The 15,204-nt window shown below is 31.4% G+C and carries 10 protein-coding genes and 1 pseudogene; 10 read left to right on the top strand and 1 reads right to left on the bottom strand.

The window, feature by feature from the left end:
• Nucleotides 1–70 precede the first annotated feature (70 nt).
• Complete coding sequence (gene clpP / locus HMPREF1983_RS04915) at nucleotides 71–727, bottom strand: ATP-dependent Clp endopeptidase proteolytic subunit ClpP (RefSeq protein WP_021753195.1); 657 nt, start codon at nucleotides 725–727, stop codon at nucleotides 71–73.
• A gap of 577 nt (nucleotides 728–1,304) precedes the next feature.
• Here clpP and HMPREF1983_RS04910 point away from each other — a divergent pair.
• The 10 genes and pseudogenes from HMPREF1983_RS04910 to typA all read left to right on the top strand — a co-directional run bounded on the left by HMPREF1983_RS04910 (nucleotide 1,305) and on the right by typA (nucleotide 14,950).
• Nucleotides 1,305–1,718 carry a YjdF family protein gene (locus HMPREF1983_RS04910; protein ID WP_021753194.1) on the top strand — a complete coding sequence of 138 codons (414 nt, stop codon included), beginning with the start codon at nucleotides 1,305–1,307 and terminating at the stop codon, nucleotides 1,716–1,718.
• Between the two features lie 166 nt (nucleotides 1,719–1,884).
• Nucleotides 1,885–2,406, top strand: a complete 522-nt coding sequence (locus tag HMPREF1983_RS04905; protein WP_021753193.1) for a CtsR family transcriptional regulator — start codon at nucleotides 1,885–1,887, stop codon at nucleotides 2,404–2,406.
• A gap of 4 nt (nucleotides 2,407–2,410) precedes the next feature.
• Entirely contained in the window at nucleotides 2,411–4,885 is a 2,475-nt protein-coding gene (locus tag HMPREF1983_RS04900) for an ATP-dependent Clp protease ATP-binding subunit (RefSeq protein WP_021753192.1), read from the top strand.
• Nucleotides 4,886–4,887: 2 nt separating this feature from the next.
• Nucleotides 4,888–6,271 (top strand): annotated as a pseudogene (gene radA, locus HMPREF1983_RS04895) (DNA repair protein RadA).
• 395 nt (nucleotides 6,272–6,666) lie between these two features.
• Nucleotides 6,667–7,734 carry a PIN/TRAM domain-containing protein gene (locus tag HMPREF1983_RS04890; protein ID WP_021753189.1) on the top strand — a complete coding sequence of 356 codons (1,068 nt, stop codon included), beginning with the start codon at nucleotides 6,667–6,669 and terminating at the stop codon, nucleotides 7,732–7,734.
• 74 nt (nucleotides 7,735–7,808) lie between these two features.
• Nucleotides 7,809–8,039 (top strand): preprotein translocase subunit SecG, encoded by a 231-nt coding sequence (gene secG, locus HMPREF1983_RS04885; RefSeq protein WP_040461049.1) that lies wholly within the window; start codon nucleotides 7,809–7,811, stop codon nucleotides 8,037–8,039.
• Between the two features lie 60 nt (nucleotides 8,040–8,099).
• Nucleotides 8,100–10,244 carry a ribonuclease R gene (gene rnr, locus HMPREF1983_RS04880; protein ID WP_052526609.1) on the top strand — a complete coding sequence of 715 codons (2,145 nt, stop codon included), beginning with the start codon at nucleotides 8,100–8,102 and terminating at the stop codon, nucleotides 10,242–10,244.
• Nucleotides 10,241–10,696 (top strand): SsrA-binding protein SmpB, encoded by a 456-nt coding sequence (gene smpB, locus HMPREF1983_RS04875; protein ID WP_021753186.1) that lies wholly within the window; start codon nucleotides 10,241–10,243, stop codon nucleotides 10,694–10,696. Before rnr ends, smpB begins: the two co-directional genes overlap by 4 nt.
• A 565-nt stretch (nucleotides 10,697–11,261) precedes the next feature.
• Nucleotides 11,262–12,917 (top strand): L-lactate permease, encoded by a 1,656-nt coding sequence (locus tag HMPREF1983_RS04870; protein ID WP_021753184.1) that lies wholly within the window; start codon nucleotides 11,262–11,264, stop codon nucleotides 12,915–12,917.
• Nucleotides 12,918–13,105: 188 nt separating this feature from the next.
• A complete protein-coding gene (gene typA / locus HMPREF1983_RS04865; protein WP_021753183.1) occupies nucleotides 13,106–14,950 on the top strand; it encodes a translational GTPase TypA in 1,845 nt (614 codons plus the stop codon).
• Nucleotides 14,951–15,204: the final 254 nt, after the last annotated feature.

Below are 15,204 nucleotides of genomic sequence, written 5' to 3'. Positions count from 1 at the left end.
TGTATTTAACCAATACATAGCTATGGATAAGGTAAACTATAAACATAATAGTAGAAAGAAAATAGGTTAATTATTCTTCCGACGATTTCTTAGTTGTTTTCTTAGTTGTTGCTTTTTTTATTTTTTCTTTTTTTTGTAGTTTATTATTTTCCGGATACATAACTTTATCAACTAAACCGTATTCGCAAGCCTCTTCTGCAGTTAGATAGTTATCACGTTCTGTATCACGTTCGATTGTTTTAATTGTCTGACCAGTTCTATCTGCTAATATTTTGTTTAATTTTCCACGCGTTCTCAAAATATGTTTAGCTGCTATTTCTATTTCTGTTGCCTGCCCTTGTGCTCCACCTAGTGGTTGATGAATCATTACTTCTGCGTTTGGAAGTGCGTAACGTTTCCCGATTGTTCCCGCTGTCAGTAAGAATGCTCCCATACTTGCAGCCATACCCATACAGATAGTTACAACATCACATTTTATGTGTTGCATTGTATCATAAATTGCAAAACCTGCTGTTACACTTCCGCCCGGTGAATTAATGTAAAAGTAAATATCTTTTTCACTGTCTTGTGCTTCTAAAAATAATAATTGACTTGTAATTGAATTTGCAACTTGGTCATTTACATCGGAACCGAGAATAATAATTCTATCTTTTAATAATCTTGAGTAAATATCGTACGCTCTTTCTCCTTGAGATGTTTGTTCTATTACCGTAGGAATTAAATTCATTGTGTTTCCTCCTAAATTTATATTTCACTTGATATTATATATCAAAATTGGTCAATGTGCAAATTTAAATAGTTATACTTTTGGAAATCTGAGAGCAGAAAAAAGACGAAATTTATTGTATTCTTATCACGATTATTATTTTAATATATATTTTTATTAAAGATAATCTAATATATTGTTTTAATTATAATAAATATTTTTAAATGTTTCCGCTTGCAGAAAAATAGTAAAAGGGGTATAATAAAAACGTGAGAAATAGTATTATTCAGTTTAGTGAGATAATGCTATATGGTTAATTTGTATATTATACGTTATTGTCACAGGATTAACCCAATGTCTTTAATGAGGATAGAAACAAGGGAGTAAACAAGCTAAGAGCATTTTCATTTAGGAAATGTTCTTTTTTGATGACAAGAAAAATAGTTAGATGTATAATAAATATATAGAAAAAAGATAAAAACACAGTGCTGGTTGGTAGTCCGGCCGCAGAGAGTATTTGAAAATCAAATAGCTACTGTAAGTAACCTTCCTCCTTGGTTGTCCATTCTTTTTTATAAAAATTAAAGGAGGATATTTGATGAACCGTGTATCAATTTCATGTAATATATTTTTTGATAATTCTTTTTGGATTGGTGTTTTTGAAAGGGTTGTAGATGGAAAACTTTCAGCAGTTAAGGTGACTTTTGGAAAAGAACCGAATGACAAAGAAGTATATGAGTACATAAATAATTATTATACTAAATTTAATTTTGGTTCAAGTGTAACGACTAAGAAAAAAGTAAAAATAAAAAATCCTAAACGATTACAGCGTGCTGTAAAAAAATCTTGCGATAAAACATTTTCATCAAAGTCACAACAAGCACTGAAATTACAATTTGAAGAATATAAAAAAGAACGCAAGAAAAATTGTTCAATACAAAGAGAGGAGCGTAAAAAATATTTATTTGAACTTAAACAGCTTAAAAGGAAACGAAAGCATAGAGGTAAGTAGCTTCTATGCTTTTATTTTTTGAGATAATATTACAAATATCAGTGTAAAATTATATATATATTAATTTTCAACTATATTATTTGTTATCCGTTGTAATTGCAACTAAGATACTTTTATAGTATAATTTATTTAAAGGTCAATTTTAGTCAATAAAGGAGGTGGGCTTATGAATAATAATATGACGGATATACTTGAGCAATATATTAAAGAATTATTCAATAAATCTACGGAAGACTATATAACAATAAAAAGAAGTAATGTAGCCCAAAAGTTTGATTGTGTTCCTTCACAGTTAAATTATGTGATAAAGACCCGCTTTACGCCTGAGCATGGTTTTATTATTGAAAGTAAACGTGGGGGTGGAGGTTTTATTCGTATTACGAAAATCACATTACACACAGGTACAGACTACTTGGACTATTTAATTGATAATTTACCTACTGATATAATAGAAATAGATGAAGCAATTCGTATAACAAAAATTTTATTAGATAAAGAATATATCGATAAATTTGACTATAACCATTTTATCAATAGTGTAGAAACTGTAACTGATGTTCATAATCAATTTCTTGAGTTGGCAATTAGTGATGAAGTTGCCCAAAAAATGCAATATGCCACCAAAGCACAATTAAGAAATTTAATGATTAAATTTTTAACAAATATAAAATATAATAAGAGAGGGTAATGCAATGTATATAAGATTTAACGAAACTGCCCTTATAGTTTTAACAACAGCAAAAGAAGAAGCAAATGATTTTGGTGTTAAAGCTGTAGGAACAGAGCATTTATTATTGGCGATGTTGAGTTTAAGTAATACACTTTCTTGTAAAACATTAAATAAATATGGCGTATATTATGATGACTTTAGGAAAGATGTATTAGATTTTTATGAAACCGAGCTTGAAGGGACGGATTTTTATCGCAATGTTTTGATGAAAATTGATTATACAAACGGTGCGGTAAGAACGATAGAAAAAAGTCAACAGTTTGCTGATGATACATCAAGTTTTGTCGTAACCAGTGAACATTTATTGTTATCATTGCTAAATGAACAAAATAGTACGGCAGTTAGATTATTAACCGATAAACTGAATATAAATACCGATGTTCTAATAACAGAATTATTTGAATTGGTTAAACAAAGCCAAGGATTATTCTCAAAATTATTTGACGGTTTTAAAAAAGTGGATGTAGTAGAAGATAATTCTGAAAAAACAAAAATATTGAATAGCTTGGCTAAAGATTTAACGAAAGATGCGTTAGATAACAAACTTGATCCGGTGTTAGCACGTGACAAAGAAATTACACGTATGATTGAAATATTAAATAGAAGAACAAAAAATAATCCGGTGCTAATTGGAGAACCGGGTGTCGGTAAAACTGCAATAGTAGAAGGGTTGGCGCAACGAATTGTTTCTCAAGATGTACCAAGTAATTTACTAGGTAAGCGAGTTATGGTCTTGGATATGGGATCTTTGCTAGCCGGTACGAAGTATCGTGGTGAATTTGAAGAACGTTTAAAAAATATTATTTCAGAAATTGAAGAAGCGGGGAATATTATTCTCTTTATTGATGAGATTCATACTATTATCGGAGCGGGCGGTACTGAAGGAAGTGCAGATGCATCAAATATTTTAAAACCGGCATTATCACGTGGCATAATCCAATGTATTGGAGCGACAACAACAGAAGAATATCGTAAATATTTTGAGAAAGATGCTGCGTTGGAACGTCGTTTTCAACCGATTAAAGTAGAAGAACCGGATATAGAAAATGCAATTATGATACTAAAAGGTTTAAAACATAAATATGAAGAACATCATAATGTTGAAATATTAGATAAAGCATTAGAAACAGCGGTTAAACTTAGTTCAACATATATTCCGGATCGCTGTTTACCGGATAAAGCGATAGATCTAATTGATGAGGCTTGTTCAAAAGTTAAATTACGTTTTTACAAATCACCGGAAAAATTAAAACAATATGAAGAAGAATTAAGTCGTTTAAATAAAGAGAAGGATAGAGCTGTAATTAATCAAGAATTTGAAATAGCTGCGAAAAAACGTGATGAAGTAAATAAAATTATTCAAAAAATTGAACAATTCAAAATTTCATGGCAGGATAATCTAACAAAAGAAAAAATTCAGATTAATGCAGATCATATCGCTGAGGTATTAGCAGGTTGGACAGGGGTTCCGGTAACAAAACTGACAGAAACGGAAAGTGAAAAACTACTAAAACTGGAAGAAATTTTACATAAGCGAGTTATCGGGCAGGATGAAGCTGTTACAAGTTTAGCAAAAGCCGTTCGCCGCGCAAGAAGCGGTTTTAAAGCAGAAAATAGACCGATTGGTAGCTTTATTTTCCTTGGACCTACGGGTGTCGGTAAAACAGAACTTGCAAAAAGTCTATCGGAAGCACTGTTTAGTTCAGAGGATAATATGATTCGTATTGATATGAGCGAATATATGGAATCACATTCAATCAGTCGTTTAATCGGAGCACCTCCGGGATATGTTGGCTATGAAGATGCAGGTCAACTATCAGAAAAAGTGCGCCAAAAACCGTATTCAGTAGTGTTGTTTGATGAGATAGAAAAAGCGCATCCATCAATTTTTAATATTCTATTGCAAGTTCTTGATGACGGACGTTTGACAGATGCTGCCGGTAGAACAGTTGATTTCAAAAATACCATTATTATAATGACATCAAATGTGGGGGTTAGTGAATTAAAAGATCAAAAATTTGTCGGTTTTGGTGGCAGTGAATCAATTAAAAATGATTATAAAAATGTTCAGAATACAATGATGGAAGCATTAAAAAAACAATATCGTCCCGAATTTTTAAATCGTATTGATGATATTATTGTTTTTAAAACACTTGAGAAAGAAGAGTTGGAACAAATATCTGAACTATTAATAGCCGGTTTATCAAAACGTTTAGTCGATAAAAATATAACAATTAAACTAACCAAAAAAGCGATGTCAAAAATCGTTGAAGATGGTAGTATAAAAGAATATGGTGCAAGACCTCTTAAACGTAGTATTCAAAAAAATATAGAAGATTTATTAAGTGAAGAATTGTTGAAAAATCCGGATATAACGGGTGTAATCAACATTGATTATAAAAATGATAAGTTTATGATAAAGAAAACTAAGGGGTAATTATGGCAAAGATAAATGTAAAATATGAATGTAATGCCTGTGGTTATCAAAGTTTAAAATATCTAGGTAAATGTCCGAAATGTTCAAAATGGGGATCGTTAGAAGAAGTTGTTGAATCAAAAGTAAAGAGTAAACATGCTGAATATCGTACAGAAGAAACGAAAGTACAACGAGTAGAAGCCGGGAAACTAAAAACAGTTTCTACTAAAGATGTTCCAAGAACGCTGACCGATAGCGGAGAATTAAACAGAGTGCTTGGAGGGGGAGTAGTTGGAGGATCATTAGTCTTACTGGGAGGAGATCCCGGTATAGGGAAATCAACACTATTGTTACAAATTTCAGCCTATTTAGCAAAAGAACATAATGTGCTTTATGTCACAGGAGAAGAATCTGTAAGACAGGTGAAAATTAGAGCGGATAGATTAAAAAACAATACGGATGAACTTTATGTTTATGCACAAACAGATCTTAATTTAATTTATCAGGTAGTAAAAAAAAATAAAACCTCAGTTTTTAGTTATTGATTCAATTCAAACTATATATAATCCGAGTTTGGAAAATTCTCCCGGTAGTATCACACAGGTAAGGGAATGTACGCAGCAGTTAATGAAAATGGCAAAGAGTTTAAATATTGCAATTTTTATAGTTGGTCATGTTACAAAAGAAGGTACGATAGCAGGACCTAGAATGTTAGAACACATGGTTGATACCGTCTTGTATTTTGAAGGTGAGAGTCAGCATAGTTATCGTATTTTGCGTGCTGTTAAAAATCGATTCGGTTCAACGAATGAAATCGGTATTTTTGAGATGAAATCAAGCGGGTTACATGATTTAGAAAATCCATCTCGAATGTTTTTAGAAGAACGAAGTAAAGATTTAGCAGGGGCAACGATTATTAGCACAATGGAAGGGAGTCGTCCTCTTTTAGTGGAAATTCAGGCGTTAACAACACCGACAGCATTTAATAATCCACGACGTGTATCAACCGGATTGGAGTATAACAAGTTGGTATTATTAATGGCTGTATTGGAAAAACGAGCAGGATATTTATTGCAACAGCAAGATGTTTATGTTAAGGTATCCGGTGGGGTTAAAATAGATGATCCGGCAGTAGATCTTGGTGTTATAATGGCGGTTGCTTCCAGTTTCAAAGATATTGCGGTTGATATGAATGATTGTTTTATAGGAGAAGTCGGTCTAACCGGAGAAGTGCGTCGTGTTAGTAGAATAGAACAGCGCATTAATGAAGCTAAAAAACATGGTTTTAAACGTGTAATTATTCCTTCAAGCAATATCAAAAATTCAGAATTTCCAAAAGAAATAGAAATAATTCCCGTTAAAGACATTAGACAATGTTTAGACATAGCATTTAAAAATATATTTTAATAATATCGTAGGGCAAAATGCTCTACGATTTTGTAATAAATGTAGATAATATTACATAACATATGAATTATTAAGAGAAAAGTATATAATTGTTATAAGTTTAATCCAAAAGTTAAAAATTTTAATAGAATTTGCCTATTGGTAGTCAAATGCAGTGGTTCATTTCTTTGCAATACTCTTAAAAATTTTCCTAGAATTTAATGAACTATGTGGGGACGACCCTACGAAATTGATTTCTAATAAAATCACGATTTTGAGTTGAACTCGCAAAAAGTATAAAATTAGAAAAAATTTTAAAATTTTTGAATAAAATTATATTAATTTTTAACTGAATGTAGTAGAATAGAACTATAAATTTTTAAAAAAAGGAGTGGTCATATGTTAAAAAAGTATTAATGATAGTTTCGCTATTACTTGGAATAACGGTAGGTACATTAATAACATCAGCATTAATAACCTATGAAGTATTTTCGTCGCTTAGTGAAACTAGCTTAAGATTGATTGTTACAATCGGTACAGCTTTAATTTTTTTAATAGTGTCTTTATTGTTTTCTAATAGATTTGTAACAGCGATGAGTGCTATAGAAGAGCGATTATCAAAAACACCAATTCAAAAGATAGTTTTTACCACTATCGGATTGATACTGGGACTTCTGCTTGCGATGTTGTTATCAGCAGGAGTTGACGTTATAGCAGGTTCCGGAATAATGGGAAGGATTATATCAGCTGTGATATATATAGTTTGCGGTTATTTAGGACTTGTAATAGGTTATCGTCGTGGAGGAGAATTTGTTAATATTTTTACGGCGTTTAAAATTGGAAACAAAAATAAAGAAACTCGTTCTAAATCTAAAAAAAGTTTAGATGTTTTAACTAAAATAATTGATACAAGTGCTTTAATTGACTCAAGAATACATGATGTTGCTAAAACAGGATTTTTAGAAGGGAAAATTATTGTTCCCGACTTTGTACTTAAAGAATTACAATTAATTTCCGATTCTGAGGAACCATTAAAACGAGCTAAAGGACGTTTAGGATTGGATTGCGTTGAAGAATTAAAAAACATGAAAGAAATAGAATTGGAAATAGATAATAAGTATACTTATAATGAACATAAAGGTGTAGACAATTTACTTATAGATTATGCGTTGAAATACAAATGTGCAATTATTACGACAGATTATAATTTGAATAAACTTGCCACGTTACAATCTATAAAAGTTTTAAATGTGAATGACTTATCCAACGCTGTAAAACCTATATTAACAACGGGTGAACGTTTGAAAGTCAATGTATTAAGAGAAGGAAAAGAAAATAATCAAGGGGTAGCATATACAGAAGACGGTACGATGATTGTTGTCGAAAATGGGAAACGTCATGTAGGAAAGACAGTGGAAGTAGAAGTCCAAAGCGTTTTACAAACATCATCGGGGCGAATAATATTTACCAAGATAGTACAATAAGATTTGCTTTTTATAAAAAAGTATGTTATGATTAATTGTATTGTATTAATAGATGATTATTTTAGGAGGAGAGTATGCACACTTTTTTAATGACAGTAGCAATATTGAGCAGTATTTTAATAATAATTGTAGTACTACTTCAAGAAAGTAAGTCAGGTGGTTTATCTGGTTTAACTGGTGGTGCCGAAGAACTGTTCGGTAAACAAAAAGTAAGAGGTGCTGAGTTAGTTTTACAAAGAATAACAATTGTATTAGGATTAATATTCTTTATATCGCTAGTGTGCCTTACTTGGTTAAAATTATAACAATAATGTAACCCTAAAGTGAAATTTCATTTTAGGGTTATTTTTATTAAGGAGGGAAAGATGTTAGACAATATATTAAAATTGTTTAAAAAATATGGTGTATTAAGTATTGATGATTTGAAAGAAAAATTAGCCGTTTCATCAGCAAAAACTTTTGTAGAATTGGTAAAATGCTTAGAAAAGCTGGAACAAAGGGCGATTATTATTCAATTACCTAACGAAAAATTCTTATATATGGAAGAAAAATTAAAAATTGAAGGTATAATTCGTTTAAATCCCAAAGGATTTGCTTTTGTTTATATTGAAAGGTTAGACATAGAAGTTTACATACCTAAAGGTTTTACTAAGGATGCTATGACAGGAGATAGCGTGCTTATTGAGATTGATAGTTCTTATAAGGATAGACGTAACTTTGAAGGGATTGTCAAAAAGGTATTGGAGCGGAATACTAAATATACGGTTGGTATACTTACCAATGCCAGAATGTTTTCGTTTGTTAAAAGTGATGATAAAAATATAGTAAAGTATATAAAAATACTAAACGGTAAGAATTTTAATTTGGTAGATGGAACAAAGGTATTAGTAGAAATAACAGAATATGCAACGACAAATTTTGAAGATCATAAAGGTATCATAATTAAGTCATTGGGACATAAAGATGATCCGGGGGTAGATATATTATCTGTTATTTATAAATATGGTATTCCCAATGAATTTCCGGAAGATGTTCTTAAAGAAACTGAGACAATAAGCGAAAAAATAACATTTGATGATAAGTATAGAGATTGTACAAAAGAAATGGTTGTTACGATTGATGGTGATGATGCAAAAGATTTAGATGATGCAATCTCAGTGACTAAAACTAAAAAAGGTTATCAATTAAAAGTATTTATAGCAGATGTAAGTCGCTATGTAGAGGAAAATTCTTTATTAGATATTGAGGCATCTAAACGTGGATGTAGTGTTTATTTAGCTGATCGTGTGGTGCCGATGCTTCCCAGAAAATTATCAAATGGAATTTGTTCGCTAAATCCTCATGTACTTAGATATACGATTTGTTGCGATATTTATTTTAACGATAAAGGGTATCCGGAAAGTTATGATATATATCCGGCTATAATAAAATCAAAGGGAAGACTAACATATAAAAAGGTAAATGCTTTGTATGATAATAGTGAAAAGGAAAAAGAAGAATATAAAGAATATGCACCAATACTAAAAATTGCGTTGGAGTTATCAAAAAAGATTCGTGATAATAGAGAAAAACGCGGAGCAATTGATTTTGACAAGATAGAATCGAAAATTGTAGTAGACAAAAATGGCGATGTGTTAGATGTAGTTCCTAGAGAACGTGGAGTAGCGGAGCGGTTAATAGAAGACTTTATGCTTAGTGCAAATGAAGTAATTGGAGAACATTTTTATTGGATGCAAGTACCGTTTATTTATCGCATACATGAAGAACCTAAAATTCAAAAATTAAGACAGTTTTTCGATATAGCTTCAAGTTTTGGGTATAGAGTAAAGGGTAATATTGAGGAGATTGAGCCTTACATGCTTGCAAATATGCTACGGAAATTTAAAGGCGAAGTTATTGAACCGATGCTGTCAACGATATTGTTAAGAACTATGAATCAAGCACGTTATTCTACAGAAAATATTGGGCATTTTGCATTAGCTGCAAAGTATTATACGCATTTTACATCGCCGATACGACGTTATCCTGATTTATTGGTACATAGAATGATTAGAACATACTTATTTAAAGGTGATGTTTCTGAAAAAACACTTATTCATAATGCGGAAAAACTCGCTTATTTAGCGGAAATATCATCGAAATATGAGAAACGAGCGGTTGATTGTGAAAGAGATGTAGATCGAATGAAAAAATGTGAATATATACTTAAATATCAAGAGAGAACATTTAGAGGCATGGTATCAGGCGTGACAAATTTTGGAATATTCGTTACATTAGAAAATACAATAGAAGGTTTAGTTCATATTAAAGCGATGACAGATGATTATTATACATATGATGAAAAGAATATGTTTTTAATAGGTAGAAGAAATAAAAAAATATATCGCTTAGGTGATGAAGTGATAGTCAAAGTGGTGAATGTTGACGTAGATAATCAGGAAATTGATTTTAAAATATTAACGCATAGACCGTTAATTAAAAAGAGAAAAAGTAAAGGAAGAAAAATATGAATAGAGTAATTGCACAAAATAAAAAAGCAACCCATGATTATTTTATTGAAGAAACCTATGAAGCAGGGTTAGTGCTAACAGGAACAGAAATAAAATCAATACGTCGAGGCAGAGTTAATTTAAAAGATTCGTATTGTCAAACGAGAAAAGGTGAAATGTTCGCCTATAATATGCATATTTCTCATTTTGAAGAAGGAAATAGATTTAACCATGATCCTTTACGTGTAAGAAAATTATTGTTAAAAAAGAAACAAATAGCGATGTTAACAAATAAGCAAAATGAAGCGGGAATTAGCATAATTCCATTAAAATTATATATAAAAAATGGCTATGCCAAATTACTTATCGGAGTGGCTAAAGGTAAGAAAAATTATGATAAACGTCATGTTCTTAAACAAAAAGAAGCTAATAAAGAGATTAGTAGAGCATTAAAAAATAAACAAAAATATTAAATAAATATTTATTATTATATAATTAGTGATAAAAATATACTACAAGAAATTTGTAGTATATATTTTTTTATTGAAAAAATATAAAATATCAAAAATGTTAGAAAATACAAGAAAAGAAATAATTTTAAAAAAATATGATGGTAAAAAATATGACAAAGTATAAAAATGTTAAAGTTATTGTTTTTAGAAAAAACAATTTATTTTCTTTGATATTATAGGTTTTTATTAAAAATATTATCATAGCAAGCGAAAAAACGCTTTACATTTTTATGAAAGCGTGCTAAAATATTAGTTGTAAGTCAAGAAATCAGTAAATAAAATTGAAGATAAAATGGTAGCTTGGTAACTATTTTTATTATGTTTTTTTCGATAAAATACAATAAAAATAATATAACAGATAAAAACTGTTGTATTACTAAATTATAGAATTAAGAAAAATATTTATATTTTAAATATCATAATTTTAATATAATATTTAAGTATAGTGCCTGAAGTTTTATCTTTTAAATTTATAACAGATTTCTTTATATAAACAAAATATATTTTATAAAGGAGAAGTGTATTCATGGAAAAATTCACTCAAATATTACAGCCGGTGGCTGATAATTTATATATTTCTGCACTAATTGCATTGATTCCTATCGTGTTTTATTTAGTGGCACTTGCTGGATTCAAAGTTAAAGGTTGGCTAACGGGGTTACTTACTCTTGTGGTAGCTATTGTTATAGCCTGTCTGTTCTTTAAAATGCCATTCCATTTTGCTGCATTCTCAACTATTCACGGTATGGTATACGGTATTTTACCGATTGGTTGGATTATTTTAGCATCTGTATTCTTATATAAAATGACTGTTAAGAGTGGTCACTTTGATATTATCAGAGATAGTATCACTTCATTAACAGATGACAGACGTATTCAAGCATTAATTATTGCGTTCTCATTTGGTGCATTTTTAGAAGGTGCTGCCGGATTTGGTGCACCCGTTGCGATTACAGCTGCATTGCTGGTTGGTTTAGGATTTAAACCGCTATATGCCGCTGGTGTGTGTATGGTAGCTAATACAGCACCGGTTGCTTTCGGAGCGGTAGGGGCACCGGTTACTGCGATGGACGGATTGGCTACTTATGCAAATGGTTCTCCAATACCTGCGGTAGAAATTGCAGCAATGATTGGACGACAATTACCATTGGTGTCTATTTTCATTCCATTCTATCTAGTATTAATTATGGCAGGGTTTAAAAAAGCATTAGAAATTTGGCCGGCGTTATTAGTTTCTGGTGGAACATTCGCTTTAGCACAATTCGTAAGTTCTAACTTCTTGGGTGAACAATTACCGGATATTCTTTCTTCATTAATATCACTTGTATCTATAGTTATCTTACTTCAATTCTGGAAACCTAAAACTACTTGGAGATTTGCTGATGAAAAAGATTCTGATGTGAAAACAAACGAAACTCCTAAACATTCACTAAAAGATATTTTAGTGGCATGGTCACCATTCGTAGTTCTAACAGTATTTATTTTCTTGTGGACTATGAAACCTGCTAAAGCATTCTTTAAAACAATTGCACTTAATCCTAAAGTTCCGTTTATTGATGGAAACATTATAAGTTCAGTTTCAGGAAAACCGATTGCAGCCGTATTCAAGTTAGACATTGTAGGTTCTATCGGTACAGGTATTTTGGTAGCTGCATTGGTATCTAAATTTATTATTAAACTTAGTTGGAAAGATACAGCTAAAACATTTATTGAAACATTTAACGAAGTAAAAATTGCGCTATTAACAATCTGTTTTGTAGTTGGATTTGCTTATATTATGAACGCATCTGGTATGTCTAACACACTAGGTAATGCCTTAGCAGCTACAGGAACAGTATTCAAATTCTTGTCTCCTGCACTTGGTTGGATTGGGGTATTTATTACCGGTTCTGATACATCAGCTAACCTACTGTTTGCGAAACTACAACAAGTTACAGCAAGCCAAGTTGGAATGGATCCACTATTAGCAGTTGCAGCTAACGCATCTGGTGGTGTTGTCGGTAAAATGATTTCTCCACAATCTATTGCAGTTGCGGCAGCGGCGGTTGGATTAGTTGGTAGAGAATCTGAGTTGCTTAAATTTACAGTAAAACACAGCTTTATCCTACTGATTATTGTGTGTGCTATTGTTTCACTTCAAGCGATCGGAGTTCTCGGTTGGATGATACCGGTTCACCCATAAAATATTATAGTTAATTATTTCAAAAAGGTTGAAATTTTGATTTGAAATTTCAACCTTTTTTTACTTTTTCTAGTATTTCAATTTACAACCTAGGAAAATAGTGGTATTATTGATAAGTTAGATTAATTATTTAGAATACTATATACAAATATTTATTGATTTGAATGTAGTTTAATAAGGAGAAAGAAATGTCTATTAAATTAAGAGATACGGTAAGAAATATTGCGATTATTGCTCACGTCGATCATGGAAAAACTACATTAGTTGATGAGCTTTTAAAACAATCCGGAATATTTCGTTCAAATGAACACGTCGAAGAAAGAGCAATGGATTCTAATGATTTGGAGAGAGAACGTGGCATAACTATTTTAGCAAAAAATACTGCTATTGATTATAAAGGTAGAAGAATTAATATTTTAGATACACCGGGGCATGCTGATTTTGGCGGCGAAGTGGAACGTATTATGAAAATGGTTGATGGGGTGCTTCTTGTTGTTGATGCTTACGAAGGAACAATGCCACAGACACGTTTTGTACTAAAAAAAGCCTTAGAACAAAATTTAAAACCGATTGTTGTGGTTAATAAAATTGATAAGGATTCAGCTCGTCCTGAAGAAGTTGTTGATGAAGTTATTGATTTATTTATTGAACTTGGAGCAAATGATGACCAGTTGGAATTTCCGGTTGTTTATGCTTCGGCTATTAACGGTACTGCATCACTTAAAAGCGATCCAAGTGAACAAGGTGAAAATATGCAATGTCTATATGACACCATTATTGACTATGTACCAGCACCTGTTGATAATAGTGATGAACCGTTACAATTTCAAGTGGCGTTGTTAGATTATAATGATTATGTTGGGCGTATTGGGATTGGACGTGTTTTTCGTGGCAGTATGAAAGTAGGAGAATCTGTTTCTCTTATGAAATTGGACGGTACTGTTAAAAACTTTCGTGTGACGAAAATATTTGGTTATTTTGGGCTGAAACGTGATGAAATAACAGAGGCTCATGCCGGTGATATAGTTGCGGTAAGCGGTATGGATGATATTAATGTTGGAGAAACCGTTTGTCCAACTGAACATCAAGAAGCCTTGCCGATATTACATATAGATGAACCTACTTTACAGATGACTTTCTTAGTAAACAATTCTCCATTCGCAGGTAAAGAAGGAAAATTTGTTACAGCACGCAAGTTGGAAGATCGACTAATGCAACAATTAGAAACTGATGTATCACTGCGAGTAGAACCAAATACTAACGATTCTTGGATAGTAAGCGGTCGTGGTGAATTACATCTATCAATTTTAATTGAAAACTTACGTCGTGAAGGTTATGAACTGCAAGTGTCAAAACCTGAGGTTATTATTCGTAATATCGACGGAATTGATTGTGAACCTGTGGAACGTGTTCAAGTAGATGTTCCGGATGAATCGGTAGGAGCAGTTATTGAATCTTTAGGGCAACGTAAAGGTGATATGCTTGATATGCAGGCTGACGGTAATGGACAAACTCGTCTTATATTTAATGTTCCTGCACGTGGGCTTATCGGTTATACAACTGAATTTATGTCTATGACAAAAGGATATGGAATTATTAATCATACATTTGATTCTTACCAACCTATGCAAAAAGGGAAAGTAGGCGGACGTCGTAATGGTGTTCTTGTAGCTTTAGAAAACGGACAAGCTACTGCATATTCTATTTCAAGCATAGAAGAACGTGGAACAGTTTTTGTAGAACCGGGGACAGAAGTATATGGCGGAATGATTGTAGGTGAAAACAGTCGTGAGAACGATATTACCGTAAACATTACAAAAGCAAAAGCTCAAACAAATGTGCGTTCATCAACTAAAGACCAGACAGTTACGTTGAAAAAAGCACGTATTATGACACTTGAAGAAAGTTTAGAGTATTTAAGTGATGATGAATATTTAGAAGTAACACCGGAATCAATACGACTACGTAAAAAAGAACTGGATAAATCGGTGCGAGAAAAAGCAGCACGTAAAGCAAAATATTCTGAAGAGTAAAAATTGTTTAAAAATCGTATAAGGTTATATGCTTTATACGATTTTTTATTAAACTGCAAATAGAGTAACCAATACAGTAAAAATAATGAAAATTAAATATTTTTGCTGAAAACGTAGTCAATATAATAGTTATAAGTAAATTTATATATTTTAATAATGGGAAAAATTATTTTTTATAAAAAATTACAAATAGCAATTTTGTTGGTAATATAAAATAAATATATTTTTATAAATAATATATTTTAAACTATAAT

The sequence above is a fragment of the Gemella bergeri ATCC 700627 genome (genome assembly GCF_000469465.1).
GTDB classification, from domain to species: Bacteria; Bacillota; Bacilli; order Staphylococcales; family Gemellaceae; genus Gemella; species Gemella bergeri.
Note: the sequence above shows the minus strand (reverse complement) of the source record. Positions and strands in the feature narration are given on the sequence as shown.

What these genes read in the sequence shown, in the direction of transcription:
- clpP (WP_021753195.1), bottom strand. Translation starts at nt 727, where the DNA reads ATGAATTTAATTCCTACGGTAATAGAACAAACATCTCAAGGAGAAAGA.
- HMPREF1983_RS04910 (WP_021753194.1), top strand. Translation starts at nt 1,305, where the DNA reads ATGAACCGTGTATCAATTTCATGTAATATATTTTTTGATAATTCTTTT.
- HMPREF1983_RS04905 (WP_021753193.1), top strand. Translation starts at nt 1,885, where the DNA reads ATGAATAATAATATGACGGATATACTTGAGCAATATATTAAAGAATTA.
- HMPREF1983_RS04900 (WP_021753192.1), top strand. Translation starts at nt 2,411, where the DNA reads ATGTATATAAGATTTAACGAAACTGCCCTTATAGTTTTAACAACAGCA.
- HMPREF1983_RS04890 (WP_021753189.1), top strand. Translation starts at nt 6,667, where the DNA reads ATGATAGTTTCGCTATTACTTGGAATAACGGTAGGTACATTAATAACA.
- secG (WP_040461049.1), top strand. Translation starts at nt 7,809, where the DNA reads ATGCACACTTTTTTAATGACAGTAGCAATATTGAGCAGTATTTTAATA.
- rnr (WP_052526609.1), top strand. Translation starts at nt 8,100, where the DNA reads ATGTTAGACAATATATTAAAATTGTTTAAAAAATATGGTGTATTAAGT.
- smpB (WP_021753186.1), top strand. Translation starts at nt 10,241, where the DNA reads ATGAATAGAGTAATTGCACAAAATAAAAAAGCAACCCATGATTATTTT.
- HMPREF1983_RS04870 (WP_021753184.1), top strand. Translation starts at nt 11,262, where the DNA reads ATGGAAAAATTCACTCAAATATTACAGCCGGTGGCTGATAATTTATAT.
- typA (WP_021753183.1), top strand. Translation starts at nt 13,106, where the DNA reads ATGTCTATTAAATTAAGAGATACGGTAAGAAATATTGCGATTATTGCT.